Genomic DNA, 12,279 nt, shown 5'->3' with positions numbered 1-12,279 from the left:
TCGCTGCAAAAGGCTTACGAGGTGCGCCAGGTGATTTCTTCCTCGCCATCGGCGCTGACGCGTATCCAGCGGTCGGCGGTTTCATCGCTTTCTTCTTCAACCCAGGTGCCGGGTGCGCAGCGCACTTCGACGTTCAAGGCTTTGAATGCCGCACGGGCGCAGGCGATGTCGTCTTCCCACGGGGTCTGATCGCTGTCCAGATGCAGACTGTTCCATTTACCGACTGCTTTGGGCAGCCAGGTTACGGTCACATTGCCGGCCTTGCACTTCCAGGTCTGGCCTTTCTGGTTCCAGTCACTGCACGGGCCCAGGGCGACGCTCAACCATTGAGCGATGGCCTTGTGGTCGACGTCTTCGTCTTTCAGGTAAATCTCGATATCGGGTTGGCGCATGGGTGCCTCTGTTGAATGCTTATTGCAGCACGAAATAATCGTAGCGCATGGAAACGGTGACCTTGAAAGGTCCTGATTGCTCAATGACGGCAGTCCGGCGCTCGGCGCTGGCGCGCCACCCGTGAGGCGTCATGGCCAGCAGATCGGCACGGGACTGGCCATCGATCAGCTTCAGCGTATAGCGCAGGGTCTCGCTGTGTTGCAACTGCATGCCGGGTGGCACCAGAGACAGGTGCTTGTCGTCGGCATAATCGCGGACCTCATCATAAAGCTGCTGACGCAGTTCCATGAGATGTTCGCTGGTCGGGCCGACCCGCATCAGTCCGCCGCCAGGCGTCAGCAAGCGCTTGGCTTCAAGCCAGTCCAGCGGGCTGAACACACTGGCCAGAAACTGACAGCTGGCATCCGGCAAGGGAACACGGGCCATGCTGGCAACCATCCAGGTCAGCCTGGGGTCACGACGGCAGGCGCGTTTCACGGCTTCGCGGGAGATGTCCAGCGCATAGCCGTCGGCATGGGGCAGGGCCTCGGCTATTTGCGCGGTGTAATAACCTTCGCCGCAGCCGATGTCCAGCCAGTGCGCGGGGCAGCGCTCGGCGGCCAGTTCAGCCAGCCGCCGGGCTACCGGGGCGTAATGCCCGGCGTTGAGGAAGTCCCGCCGTGCTTCAACCATGGCCTGATTGTCGCCGGGGTCGCGGCTGTTCTTGTGCTGCACCGGCAACAGGTTCAGATACCCCTGACGTGCACGGTCGAAGCGGTGGTTGGCCGGGCATACCACGCCGTTGTCGGCGGTACTGAGCGGCGCAGAGCAGATCGGGCAGGTCAGCATCAGGCGAGCAACTTGACCAGGGTCTGGTAGTAGATCTCGGTCAGCACGTCGAGATCGCTGGCCAGAATCCGCTCGTTGACCTGGTGAATCGTCGCGTTGACCGGCCCCAGTTCAACCACTTGCGTACCCAGGGTCGCGATGAAACGGCCGTCGGAGGTTCCGCCGCTGGTCGAGGCTTTGGTGTCACGGCCCGTGACGCTTTTGATGCTGGACGACACGGCGTCCAGCAATGCGCCCGGCTCGGTCAGGAACGGCAGGCCGGACAACGCCCAGTTCACATGCCAGTCCAGCTCATGCTTGTCGAGGATGGCGGCGACACGCTGCTGCAAGCCTTCGACGGTCGACTCGGTCGAAAAACGGAAGTTGAACACTGCTACCAGATCACCCGGGATGACATTGGTTGCACCCGTGCCGGCGTTCAGGTTGGAGATCTGGAAGCTGGTTGGCGGGAAGAAATCGTTGCCATGGTCCCAGTGCTCTGCAGCCAGTTCGGCAAGTGCCGGAACTGCAAGGTGAATAGGGTTCTTCGCCAGATGCGGGTAAGCCACATGGCCCTGTTTGCCGCGCACGGTGAGGGTGGCGCCCAGCGAGCCGCGACGCCCGTTCTTGACCACATCGCCCACCAGCGTGGTGCTCGAAGGTTCGCCGACGATGCACCAGTCCAGACGCTCCTTGCGCGCTGCCAGACGTTCGACGACAGCCTTGGTGCCGTGGTGCGCCGGGCCTTCTTCGTCACTGGTGATCAGGAATGCCACCGAACCCTTGTGATTCGGGTGATCGGCTACAAAGCGCTCGGCGGCCACGAGCATGGCTGCCAGGCTGCCTTTCATGTCCGCTGCGCCGCGTCCGCAGAGCATGCCGTGCTCGTCGATCAACGCATCGAACGGGTCGTTCTGCCAGTTCTCCACCGGGCCGGTAGGGACCACGTCCGTATGACCTGCGAAACACAGTACCGGGCCGTCGGTAGTGCCGTGTGTGGCCCAGAAGTTATCGACGTCTTCGATACGCATGGGCTCCAGCTTGAAGCCGGCATTGCCCAGGCGTTGCATCATCACTGCCTGACAGTCGGCATCGACCGGCGTCACTGACGGGCGGCGGATCAGATCGCAGGCAAGTTGAAGGGTGGGCGACAGGTCGGTAGGGGCAGTCATGTACAGAACTCCGGTAGCAAGACTTTGGGCGCGAAAAGGCGGATATCTTAAAGCAAAACGACGACCTGGGGCCGTCGTTTATTGTGTGCTGTGGATATGTCAAGCAGTCGACAGCGCAGGGCGGGTCGCGTGAGCAGACAGGACGGCCATAATGATGGCTGCCAGATAAGGGAGGGATTGTGCGAACAGTATGGCTATCCAGAATCTCGGGCCCGGACCGGAAGTCTCGTCTCTTATTTGCTCGCGGGTCGGACAAATATGTTTGTAGAGGCTTTGTGCGGAGCGAAAGGGGTTATATGAGAGGTCCGAGATAGCTTTTGCCCCTTCAGCCCTGATTTCGACGGGGCGACAAGCCGGGTGCCTTAACCTCCCACAAACCCCTATAATGCGCGCCGGTTTTTGAGGTATTGATCATGAGCGCAGAAGATCCACGTTTCGCTGGCATCGCCCGTTTGTACGGCATTGAAGGCCTGGCGCGCCTGCGCGCGGCTCATGTGGCAGTGGTCGGTATCGGCGGCGTGGGCTCGTGGGCGGCGGAAGCCATGGCACGCAGTGGCGTGGGCGAGATTTCGCTGTTTGACATGGACGACGTCTGTGTCAGCAACAGCAACCGCCAATTGCATGCACTGGACAGCACAGTTGGTCGGCCGAAGGTCGAAGTGATGGCCGAGCGGATTCGTGCGATCAATCCTGATTGCATCGTGCATGCGGTTTCTGATTTCGTGACCCGCGACACGATGGCTGAGTGCATCACCCCGGACATGGATTTCGTGATCGACTGTATCGACAGCGTCAACGCCAAGGCAGCACTGATTTCGTGGTGTAAGCGGCGCAAGATCCAGATGGTCACCACCGGTGGTGCCGGTGGGCAGATTGATCCGACCCTGATTCAGATCGCCGACTTGAACCGCACGTTCAACGACCCGCTGGCCTCCAAGGTACGTTCCACCCTGCGTCGCGACTATGGCTTTTCACGCACGCCTAACCGCCACTACAGCGTGCCTTGCGTGTTCTCCAGCGAACAGCTGCGCTATCCCAAGCCTGATGGCAGTATTTGCCTGGAAAAGAAGTTCGTCGGTGAGGGTGTAAAGCTCGACTGTGCAGGCGGCTTCGGCGCGGTGATGATGGTCACTGCCACGTTCGGCATGGTCGCCGCCACGCGTGCAGTGGACAAGCTGGTTGCAGGTGCGCGACGGCCTTCGGAGCGGGTCAAGCCAGCGGTTGCAACGCCCGATCAGGCTTGAGTCAGCTGGCGCATCTTCTGTAGCACGGCATTCAGGCCGTTGCTGCGTGACGGTGAGAGCTGGCGACCAAGGCCCAACTGATCGAACCAGTCAGACAAGTCCACGGCTTCCAGCTCCGGGGCCGACAGACCGTTAACGCGGGCCAGCAGTAGCGCCACCAGACCTCGAATCAGCCGGGCGTCGCTGCTGACCCGGAACAGCCAGGCTCCTGCGCTGACTTCGCCCGTCAGCCAGACCTTGCTTTCACAGCCGTGTACCAGATTGTCGTCCGTCTTTTCTTCGTCGCTCAACGAGGGGAGGCGATCCCCCCATTGCATGAGCAGGCGTGCCCGCTGTTCCCAGCTCTGTGGCTGGGAAAAGCTGTCGAGCGCGGTCTGCGCCAATGCGGGGAGAGTCATTGAAGCAGCTCCAGTGCCTGATCCAGTGCGCTGAAAAACCGCAGCAAGTCATCTGAATCATTGTAGAGCGCAAGTGAAACACGAATTGCGCTGGGCAGACCGAGTGTATCGAACAGTGGCATCGCGCAGTGACGACCAGCGCGCACGGCAATACCCTGTTCGGTCAGCAGATGAGCCAGATCGGCGTTGTGTATGCCGTCCACGACGAAACTGGCCAGTGCCAGGTCCGGAGAGCCTAATACCTGAATACCTTCACGCCTTTGCAGGCCTTCAAGCAGGCGCCGGTGCAGATTTGCTTCGTGTTCCGCGACCGCCTGATGATCAAGGCTTTCCAGGTAAGCCAGCGTAGCGCCCAGACCGATCACGCTGGCGATGGGCGGGGTGCCCGCTTCAAAGCCCAGCGGTGCCGGGCGAAATTTCGCGTGTTGATAATCGGCGGTCAGCACCATCTCGCCGCCGAACTGCCAGTGCGTCAGGTTCGGTAGCGCGTCGTTGCGTCCGTACAGCACACCTAGCCCTTCCGGACCATAAAGCTTGTGGCTGGAAAACACATAAAAGTCGCAGCCCAGTGCCTGTACATCGTGGCGTCCATGCACCACACCTTGTGATCCGTCCACGACCGTGAGCGCACCTTGCGCTTTCGCCAGTGCGATAAGGCGGGCGAGCGGCTGCCAGGTGCCGAGCACGTTGGACAACTGACTGACTGCGAGCAGACGCGTGCGAGGGCCGATCAGACTGGCCGCAGCATGGCAGTCGATTACACCATCGGGATCGAGCGGCAGTATCACCAGTTTCAGGCCGCGGCGCTGAGCCAGTTGCTGCCACGGCAGCAGGTTGGCGTGATGTTCCAGTGCGCTAATGGCGATCTCGTCGCCCGCAGTGAAACTATGCTCCAACCCATAGGCCAGCAGGTTGAGCGCAGAAGTGGCCCCGTGGGTAAAGATGATTTGTCCGCTCTCGCCGGCATTCAGCCAGTGCGCGGCCTTGCCACGGCTGGCTTCAAACGCCTGGGTGGCGTGTGCGCCCGGCAGATGCTGGGCACGATGCACGTTGGCCGCACCGTTGACGTAGTAATGAGTCAGGGCATCGATCAGCGCCTGGGGTTTTTGCGTGGTGGCGGCGTTGTCCAGATAGGTCTGGCCTTGCCGTTGCAGGGCGGCGATAGCGGGGAAGTCGCCACGCCAGGGAGAAATGAGGGGCATTGTTCGTCCAGCATGTGGAGGCGGGTTCAAGGCCGCAGCCTTGAACCCGCACACAGCATCAGTTATGAGCGTGCAGTGCTTCGTTCAGCTCGATGGCCGACTTGTGGGTTTTGCATTCCACTGCGCCGGTCTGCGAGTTGCGACGGAACAACAGGTCGTTCTGGCCTGCCAGCTCGCGTGCCTTGACGATCTTGACCAGTTCGTTGTTCTCATCGAGCAGCGCGACCTTGGTGCCGGCGGTCACATACAGACCCGATTCCACGGTATTGCGATCGCCCAGCGGAATACCGATGCCGGCGTTGGCACCGATCAGGCAGCCTTCGCCAACCTTGATGATGATGTTGCCGCCACCCGACAGCGTACCCATGGTCGAGCAGCCTCCACCCAGATCCGAGCCCTTGCCGACGAATACGCCTGCAGAAACGCGGCCTTCGATCATGCCTGGGCCTTCGGTGCCGCCATTGAAGTTGACGAAGCCTTCGTGCATGACGGTGGTGCCTTCGCCGATGTAAGCGCCCAGACGTACGCGAGCACTGTCAGCGATACGAACGCCACTCGGGACGACGTAGTCAGTCATTTTCGGGAATTTGTCGACCGAGAACACTTCCAGCAGTTCGCCTTTAAGGCGTGCTTCAAGCTGACGTTCGGCCAGTTCGGCGAGATCGACCGCGCCCTGGCTGGTCCAGGCTACGTTTGGCAGCAACGGGAAGATACCTGCCAGGTTCAGGCCGTGTGGCTTGACCAGGCGATGCGACAGCAGGTGCAGCTTGAGGTAGGCCTCTGGAGTCGACGTCAGGGTTGCGTCTTCAGCCAGCAGGGTGGCAACCAGCGGCTTCTGACTTTCCGCCAGACGAGTCAGCAGCGCGGCCTGGGTCGCGTCCACGGATTTGACCGCCTCGGCCAGCTTGTATGCCAGGTCTACATTGAAGGTGATTGCCTGATTGCCGTTGGTGTAACCAAGAACAGGCGCGATGGCCGCGACCAGTTCTACGGAAGGATTGATCAGCGGCTGAGCGTAAAATACTTCGAGCCATGAGCCTTGACGATTTTGAGTGCCGACGCCGAAGGCCAGGCTGAACAGGGTAGTGGACATGTAAATACCTCTTGGCTTTATCAAGGGGCTTTCAGTAGCGCTCTGGCTTACTGTAAAGCCGCTGCATACAGGTCGGGCTTGAAGCCGATCAGGGTTTTATTGCCCAGATCAAGCACCGGACGCTTGATCATGGACGGCTGCGCGAGCATCAGTTCTATGGCTTTCGCCTGATCGAGATCGGCCTTTTGTCCGTCATCGAGCTTGCGAAAGGTGGTGCCTGCGCGGTTCAGCACGACCTGCCAGCCGTGTTCATTGCACCACTGCGCGAGGTGTTCCCGGTCGATGCCCTGTGTCTTGTAGTCATGAAAATCGTAGCTCACGGAATTATCGTCGAGCCAGGTGCGGGCCTTCTTCATGGTGTCGCAGGCTTTGATGCCAAATAGAGTGTAAGTCATCGTTTTGGGGTGGGGTGGCTGATCTTGCTCGATACTCCCCACTTTCTCTCCTCGCAATTTAGCCGGATATTATGCCACGTCAGACCGCATCGTGTTGTGACAGCGCTGGTACAAAGACTGAACAAAAACTAGATAATAACCCTAACTGCCATTAAGAAAACTTCACCCTTCCACGCTTGAGTGGCAAGCCCGGGCGGGCAATTATTGCTTTCCATTTAAAGGCTGGGTGCGTTATGTCTGAACAAGAGAAGAAGCGTCAAGAAGCGCTTGTCCGGCAACGTTATTACAGGGAACGTCAACGTGCCGAGGGATTCAAGCAAAGTACGATCTGGATTCATGGTGAGGCTGAGACGCAAGGCAGGCTGGCCGCACGTGAAGGAAAACCGTTGCTGCCCATGCAGTCCCATGACCCGGTAAGCTGGGCGGTCGGGTGGGTTGCGGAAAAACTGCGAACACGACAGTGACCGGTAGCGCTGTAAAGCCCTCGCGCCACACGGGGTGAAGTACGTGGCGCGATGTCTCATGCGGTTGCTGGCTAATTCGGCAGGGTAGCGGCCAGTGCATTGCAGGCACTGCTTACGCATTACTGCCTGACGATCAGTATTTTCTTTACGATGCCTTGTCAGTTCGCCTCGAACTTTGAGTTTTTCCGGTCCCCGTATATGGAACCCATCACTTTGATGTCGTTAGGGCTGAGCGTCTTGTCTGTGTTGATAATTTCAAAGTCGCCAAGGGCCAGGCCGTTGGGAATGTCGTAATGCATGACGGAATCACGGTCGTAAGCCGAATGGTAGAAATCAGCAGCTTCGTACTTGTCGAAAAAATTGGTATTGATTTCTTCGTCAGTCAATCCGGATTGTAAAAGCAGAGGGCGTAGAAGCGGTTCGTTCCAGGGGATGTTTGCCTGAGGATGCTGGTGCTCGTGAACTGCTCCCAAGGCGTGCCCGAATTCATGGAGCACGATGCGCGTCAAGTCCGGCATGGGTTTCAGGTCTGCCGTGAACAGCTCCTTGACGTTGAATTCCATGGTGGCTTCATTCTGCTCGGCCAACAGGACATCAGTCCCTATGGCGCTCCAGTTCAGATGCTCGTTGAAACCGATTCGGATATCGCTGACCCCGCCTGTCACAAACTCGAATTTCAGATTTATGTGAGGCAGCCATTTCTTTGCAGCTTCGACAACGGGGGTTGTCAGAATGGCAGGAGGGTCTTTCTGAAAAAGCATTTTCAGGGTCCGCCCACGTGCCCAGTATTTGCTGAACGAAACCAGAAGACGCGCTATGTGCGTTGACTCTTCGCAGCCATGGCGTGCTCCTGATTCGTAGGCAGGAGTGATTGCTGCGTTGGCGGGGTTTTCGCGAATGGCGGTTTCGTACGAGGCCTGATGATTCGTTGCGCTTCGCATGGCGCAGGATGCAGGCAGCTTCAGGCTCTTTGTGGTGGGGGCGGACATGTGATCGACCTTCATCGTAGTTCGCTTCCTTTCAGGAAGGCTGGAAAATGAAGGTTGAAGGTACGTTTGTGCAAGGTGTAGCAGGTGGTAACTAATTACCCCCGCCACACATCAAAGGCGGCGGGGCTGTCTTCCTGAAGTTTCGCTGTTTATTTGCTCAGGAATGCGCGGATACGTTCGGCGGCTTCGACGCACTCGGCCAGAGGTGCAACGAGCGCCAGGCGAACCCGGCCGGCACCCGGGTTGACGCCATCCACCTCGCGGGAAAGGTACGAACCCGGTACTGCAGTCACATGCTGATCGATGAACAGGTCTCGGCAAAATGCAGCATCATCGGTGCCTACATTCGGCCACAGGTAAAACCCCCCGTCCGGGCGCTGGACGTCGAGCACTGGCGCGAGGATGTCGAGCACAGCATCGAATTTTTCACGGTACAAGTCACGGTTCGCGCGTACGTGCTCCTCGTCATTCCAGGCAGCAATGCTCGCCAGCTGAGTCTGTACCGGCATGGCGCAGCCGTGATACGTGCGATACAGCAGGAAGGCCTTGAGAATGTCGGCATCACCTGCCACAAAACCTGAACGCAGGCCCGGCAGGTTGGAGCGCTTGGACAGGCTGTGGAACACCACGCAACGCTTGAAATCCTGGCGACCCAGCTCGACACAGGCGCTGAGCAAGCCAGGCGGTGGAGCCTGCTCATCGAAGTACAGCTCGCTGTAGCATTCGTCCGCAGCAATGACAAAGTCATGTTCGTCGGCCAGGGCGATGAGTTTTTTCAGGGTTTCAACAGGAATCAGTGCTCCGGTCGGGTTACCCGGCGAGCACAGGAACAGGATCTGGCAGCGCTTCCAGGTGTCCGCGCTGACTGCGTCGAAATCGGGATTGAAACCGTTGTCGCTCAGGCATGGCAGGTAGTGAGGCTGGGCTCCGGCCAGAAAGGCGGCACCTTCATAGATCTGATAAAACGGGTTCGGGCTGATCACCAGGCCGTCATCGCTACGATTGACTACTGTCTGGGTGAAGGCGAACAGCGCTTCGCGTGTGCCATTGACCGGCAATACATTGCGCGCCGGATCAATCCAGCCCTGTGGTACGCCGAATCGACGGTTGCACCAGCCGGCAATGGCTTCGCGCAGCGCCGGGATACCCAGGGTGGTCGGGTAAACCGCCATCTGATCGAGGTTGTCTGCGAGTGTCTTGGCGACGAAATCAGGTGAGCGGTGCTTCGGCTCACCAATCGACAATGCAACAGGGCGCTTTTCCGGGTTGGGCGTTACGCCGGCCAGCAAGGCGCGCAGCTTCTCAAAAGGGTAAGGCTGAAGCAGTTGCATGGCGTTATTCATGGGGAGTGTTCCTCAATGGACTGCGTTGAGTCGATTCGTTTGGCCGAGTGCTCATATGCTGATTCGCAAATCATGGCCGGGCTCTGAGTTGACGCTCAGTTGCTTGACGATTGCGTCCTGCAGCTGGCTGCACAGCTGTGGGTCGGACAGCGGATGATTGTTCGCGTCGGTGATGAAGAACACGTCTTCCACGCGTTCGCCCAGGGTCGCAATCTTGGCATTCTGCAATGACAGATCGAACTCCAGGAATATCTTGCCAATGCGCGCCAGCAGGCCGGGGCGGTCAGGTGCCAGCAGTTCAAGTACCGTCACAGGGCGCTGGGCGTCGTTGTGAATGGTGACTTGCGGTGCGAACGCAAAGTGCTTGAGCTGACGAGGCACGCGGCGCTTGATGATCGTCGGGTAATCATCCGGGTTGCGCAGCGCTTCGGTCAGGCCGTTGCGGATTTCCTGAACGCGTTCCGGGTTGTCGCCGATCGAACCGCCTTCGTTATCGAGGACGATATAGGTGTCGAGTGTGAATTTGCTGCTGGACGTGATAATGCGCGCGTCATGAATGTTCAGGTTCAACTGGTCCATCGCCGCCACGGTCACAGCGAAGAAATCATGCTGGTCAGGGGCGTAAATGAATATTTGCGTGCCGCCCTCAAATTCCCGCTGAGTGGTTTCCTTGATCAGCACCAGCGGGCCGCCGTCGGCTGGCTGCTGCAGGATGGCATCGCTGTGCCAGGCAACATCGCCAGCGGTGTGACGCAGGAAATAATCGTCTCCCAGCGCTGACCAGAGTTGCTCGACATCGTCAGGGTCGGTGCCGTTGCGTACCAGGATGTCCAGCGCTGCAGTCTGGGTGCGACGAATCTGCTCCTCGCGATCAACCGGGTTTTCCAGGCCGCGGCGCAAGGCGCGTTTGGTTTCGGTGTACAACTGGCGCAGCAGGCTGGCGCGCCACGAATTCCAGAGGGTCGGGTTGGTTGCGTTGATGTCGGCAACGGTCAGCACATACAGATAGTCCAGGTGCACTTCGTCGCCGACGAACTGGGCGAAATCGTGGATGACCTGGGGATCTGAAAGGTCCTTGCGCTGTGCGGTGGTCGACATGACCAGATGGTTGCTCACCAGCCAGACAATAAGACGGGTGTCCCAGTCAGGCAGATGATGGCGCGTACCGAACGCCTGTGCATCTATTGCGCCCAGCTCCGAGTGATCGCCGCCACGGCCCTTGCCAATGTCGTGGTACAGCCCGGCCAGGTAGATCAGCTCCGGCTTTGGCAGTCGAGCCATTATTTTGCTTGCCAGCGGAAATTTTTCGGACACTTCTGTGTATTGCAGCTTGCGCAGGTGCTTGATCAGATTCAGCGTGTGCGCATCGACGGTATAGATGTGGAACAGGTCATGCTGCATCTGCCCGACGATGTGGCCGAATTCCGGCAGATACAGCCCGAGAATGCCATAGCGGTTCATCCGGCGCAGGTTGCGATGAATGCCTGTCTCGCACTTGAACAGCTCTATGAACAGGCTGGTGTTACGGATATCGTTACGGAAATCATCGTTAATCAGGTGCCGGTGTTCACGCAGCAAACGAATGGTGTCGGCGCGCACGCCCTTTATCTCGGGATGCTGGGCCATGAGCACGAAAATCTCGATCATGGCAAACGGGGTGCGCTTGAAAACGTTCGGGTTGGTGGCTTCTATATAGCCGTCGTGCAGCTGGAAGCGCGAATTGATCGGCTGCGCTGTGCCGCTGTCGTCGGAAAGAATCACTTCTTCGAAATGCTGGATGATCAGATCGCTGAGTTCGGCGATGCTCATGACCACGCGGTAATACTTCTGCATGAAGCGCTCGATGGCGAGCTTGGCGTCACTGTCTTCATAGCCCAGCAAGCCTGCGATGCGGACCTGATAATCGAACAGAAGCCGATCTTCTGATCGTCCGGCCAGCATGTGCAGCGCATAGCGCACTTTCCAGAGAAACTCCTGGGAGGAGGCCAGCAGGGCGTTTTCACTGCCCAGCAGGAAGCCTTCGCCTGCCAGTGCATGCAGATTCAACGTGCCGTACTGGCGTCGCGCAACCCACAGAATGGTCTGAATGTCGCGCAGGCCGCCGGGCGAGCCCTTGACGTTGGGTTCCAGGTTGTATTCGGTATCGTTGTACTTGTGATGACGCTTTTTCTGTTCGGCGTGCTTGGCAAGAAAGAACTCCTTGCTCGGCCACATATGCTGCGTACTGGTGACTTCCAGCATGCGTTGGCGCAGATGCTCGGGACCTGCGATGGTGCGGCTTTCCATCAGGTTGGTGATGACAGTCAGGTCGGCCAGGCCTTCCTGTGCACATTCATTGACAGAGCGCACGCTTTGCCCGACCTCCAGACCGATGTCCCAGAGCAGCGTCAGAAACCGCTCGATAGGTTCGCGAAAAATTTCGTGGTCATCACTGTCCAGCAGGATCAGCAGGTCAATGTCCGAGTACGGATGCAGTTCGCCGCGCCCGTAGCCGCCCACTGCAAGCAGGGCGATATCGGCATCTTCACTCCATTCGAACTGATCCCAGGCCTTCTGCAGGATGTTATCTACAAACCATGCCCGGTCTTCTATCAGTCGCCGAATGTCGCGCCCTGACCTGAAGCGATCATCAAGGACGTCTTTCGCCCTGCGGATAGCCTTCTTGAACGCAGCGATGGGGCTGGCTTTCAAGGCCAGTTCGGCCTGGAACTGGCCACGATCGAACAAGTCTGGATCTACTTGCGGCATGGAGCAGTATTCCTCATGTCGGGTCGGGTGT

At 58.7% G+C, this 12,279-nt stretch carries 12 protein-coding genes; 2 read left to right on the top strand and 10 right to left on the bottom strand.

Annotated elements, in window-relative coordinates; all coding sequences use genetic code 11:
* Window positions 1–14: 14 nt before the first annotated feature.
* The 3 genes from RYB66_RS05420 to dapE are packed head-to-tail and all read right to left on the bottom strand — an operon-like array spanning window position 15 to window position 2,372.
* On the bottom strand, window positions 15–392 hold the full coding sequence (locus RYB66_RS05420; protein ID WP_005743422.1) for a hypothetical protein: 378 nt from the start codon (window positions 390–392) through the stop codon (window positions 15–17).
* A gap of 19 nt (window positions 393–411) precedes the next feature.
* Complete coding sequence (locus RYB66_RS05415; RefSeq protein ID WP_054098783.1) at window positions 412–1,221, bottom strand: putative RNA methyltransferase; 810 nt, start codon at window positions 1,219–1,221, stop codon at window positions 412–414.
* On the bottom strand, window positions 1,221–2,372 hold the full coding sequence (gene dapE, locus RYB66_RS05410; RefSeq protein WP_002554740.1) for a succinyl-diaminopimelate desuccinylase: 1,152 nt from the start codon (window positions 2,370–2,372) through the stop codon (window positions 1,221–1,223). The genes RYB66_RS05415 and dapE overlap by 1 nt, the downstream gene beginning before the upstream one ends.
* A 413-nt stretch (window positions 2,373–2,785) precedes the next feature.
* Here dapE and tcdA point away from each other — a divergent pair, with 413 nt between their 5' ends.
* Entirely contained in the window at window positions 2,786–3,616 is an 831-nt protein-coding gene (gene tcdA, locus RYB66_RS05405; RefSeq protein WP_005743424.1) for a tRNA cyclic N6-threonylcarbamoyladenosine(37) synthase TcdA, read from the top strand.
* Here tcdA and RYB66_RS05400 read toward each other — a convergent pair.
* Genes RYB66_RS05400 through RYB66_RS05385 form a run of 4 tightly spaced genes read right to left on the bottom strand, consistent with a single transcriptional unit; the run spans window position 3,607 to window position 6,704 of the window.
* On the bottom strand, window positions 3,607–4,014 hold the full coding sequence (locus RYB66_RS05400; RefSeq protein WP_316893952.1) for a SufE family protein: 408 nt from the start codon (window positions 4,012–4,014) through the stop codon (window positions 3,607–3,609). The genes tcdA and RYB66_RS05400 overlap by 10 nt on opposite strands.
* Window positions 4,011–5,216, bottom strand: coding sequence for a cysteine desulfurase (locus RYB66_RS05395; RefSeq protein WP_316893950.1), 1,206 nt, complete (start codon window positions 5,214–5,216; stop codon window positions 4,011–4,013). The genes RYB66_RS05400 and RYB66_RS05395 overlap by 4 nt, the downstream gene beginning before the upstream one ends.
* Window positions 5,217–5,274: 58 nt before the next feature.
* Window positions 5,275–6,309, bottom strand: coding sequence for a 2,3,4,5-tetrahydropyridine-2,6-dicarboxylate N-succinyltransferase (dapD, locus tag RYB66_RS05390; RefSeq protein ID WP_002554736.1), 1,035 nt, complete (start codon window positions 6,307–6,309; stop codon window positions 5,275–5,277).
* Between the two features lie 47 nt (window positions 6,310–6,356).
* Window positions 6,357–6,704, bottom strand: a complete 348-nt coding sequence (locus tag RYB66_RS05385) for an ArsC family reductase (RefSeq protein WP_002554735.1) — start codon at window positions 6,702–6,704, stop codon at window positions 6,357–6,359.
* A 233-nt stretch (window positions 6,705–6,937) separates the two neighbouring features.
* Here RYB66_RS05385 and RYB66_RS05380 point away from each other — a divergent pair, with 233 nt between their 5' ends.
* Complete coding sequence (locus RYB66_RS05380; RefSeq protein WP_004657963.1) at window positions 6,938–7,168, top strand: hypothetical protein; 231 nt, start codon at window positions 6,938–6,940, stop codon at window positions 7,166–7,168.
* Window positions 7,169–7,326: 158 nt separating this feature from the next.
* On the opposite strand, the gene RYB66_RS05375 is transcribed toward RYB66_RS05380, so the two are convergent.
* The 3 genes from RYB66_RS05375 to RYB66_RS05365 all read right to left on the bottom strand — a co-directional run bounded on the left by RYB66_RS05375 (window position 7,327) and on the right by RYB66_RS05365 (window position 12,248).
* Window positions 7,327–8,172, bottom strand: a complete 846-nt coding sequence (locus tag RYB66_RS05375; protein WP_316893948.1) for a matrixin family metalloprotease — start codon at window positions 8,170–8,172, stop codon at window positions 7,327–7,329.
* A gap of 134 nt (window positions 8,173–8,306) precedes the next feature.
* The gene (dapC, locus tag RYB66_RS05370; RefSeq protein WP_004666029.1) at window positions 8,307–9,500 is read right to left on the bottom strand and encodes a succinyldiaminopimelate transaminase; all 1,194 of its coding nucleotides are present in this window, start codon (window positions 9,498–9,500) and stop codon (window positions 8,307–8,309) included.
* A 51-nt stretch (window positions 9,501–9,551) separates the two neighbouring features.
* Entirely contained in the window at window positions 9,552–12,248 is a 2,697-nt protein-coding gene (locus RYB66_RS05365) for a [protein-PII] uridylyltransferase (protein WP_002554732.1), read from the bottom strand.
* Between the last annotated feature and the right edge of the window lie 31 nt (window positions 12,249–12,279).

Origin of the sequence: Pseudomonas syringae group sp. 243L2 (assembly GCF_032587875.1) — a bacterium.
Classification (GTDB): Bacteria; Pseudomonadota; Gammaproteobacteria; order Pseudomonadales; family Pseudomonadaceae; genus Aquipseudomonas; species Aquipseudomonas amygdali.
The sequence above is the reverse complement of the archived record's forward strand: the minus strand, read 5'-3'. Positions and strand labels throughout refer to the sequence as shown.

Bases quoted from the DNA above. Each gene is read 5' to 3' on its own strand.
- RYB66_RS05420 (WP_005743422.1), bottom strand. From the start codon at position 392: ATGCGCCAACCCGATATCGAGATTTACCTGAAAGACGAAGACGTCGAC.
- RYB66_RS05415 (WP_054098783.1), bottom strand. From the start codon at position 1,221: ATGCTGACCTGCCCGATCTGCTCTGCGCCGCTCAGTACCGCCGACAAC.
- dapE (WP_002554740.1), bottom strand. From the start codon at position 2,372: ATGACTGCCCCTACCGACCTGTCGCCCACCCTTCAACTTGCCTGCGAT.
- tcdA (WP_005743424.1), top strand. From the start codon at position 2,786: ATGAGCGCAGAAGATCCACGTTTCGCTGGCATCGCCCGTTTGTACGGC.
- RYB66_RS05400 (WP_316893952.1), bottom strand. From the start codon at position 4,014: ATGACTCTCCCCGCATTGGCGCAGACCGCGCTCGACAGCTTTTCCCAG.
- RYB66_RS05395 (WP_316893950.1), bottom strand. From the start codon at position 5,216: ATGCCCCTCATTTCTCCCTGGCGTGGCGACTTCCCCGCTATCGCCGCC.
- dapD (WP_002554736.1), bottom strand. From the start codon at position 6,309: ATGTCCACTACCCTGTTCAGCCTGGCCTTCGGCGTCGGCACTCAAAAT.
- RYB66_RS05385 (WP_002554735.1), bottom strand. From the start codon at position 6,704: ATGACTTACACTCTATTTGGCATCAAAGCCTGCGACACCATGAAGAAG.
- RYB66_RS05380 (WP_004657963.1), top strand. From the start codon at position 6,938: ATGTCTGAACAAGAGAAGAAGCGTCAAGAAGCGCTTGTCCGGCAACGT.
- RYB66_RS05375 (WP_316893948.1), bottom strand. From the start codon at position 8,172: ATGAAGGTCGATCACATGTCCGCCCCCACCACAAAGAGCCTGAAGCTG.
- dapC (WP_004666029.1), bottom strand. From the start codon at position 9,500: ATGAATAACGCCATGCAACTGCTTCAGCCTTACCCTTTTGAGAAGCTG.
- RYB66_RS05365 (WP_002554732.1), bottom strand. From the start codon at position 12,248: ATGCCGCAAGTAGATCCAGACTTGTTCGATCGTGGCCAGTTCCAGGCC.